1 protein-coding gene is annotated in these 326 nt (G+C 53.7%); it reads left to right on the top strand.

Annotated elements, in window-relative coordinates; genetic code table 11:
- Nucleotides 1–326: hypothetical protein (locus tag AC2A1E_RS24440; RefSeq protein ID WP_484385912.1), on the top strand; the 326-nt coding region annotated here is incomplete at both ends.

Raw genomic sequence — 326 nt, 5'->3', positions numbered from 1 at the left:
AATCCGATGCGCAAGGCTATTCGACGGCGGATGACACCGTACAATATGCATTTGGTATCACTGCGGCAGATACCTCGTTCGCGGAGATTGCCGCCGCCGATGGTTATGTTGATGAATCTAAGTTGCTGGGCGGTATTCATTGGGTGATCGGCGCGCAAGTGACGCGCTTTAGCCTGCCGGTTGGGCAATATCGGCTGTATGAATTTGTTATTGTGCGCGGTGCTGACGGCAACAGCCTGAAGTTTGCCCAGCGTACCGGCTGGGATTTCACCATCGAGATCGATGGCAAAAATACCAAACCGAATGACGACGATGACGGCGGCATC

The organism is Serratia sp. HNCC26DJ206 (assembly GCF_057180605.1).
The sequence above is the reverse complement of the archived record's forward strand: the minus strand, read 5'-3'. Positions and strand labels throughout refer to the sequence as shown.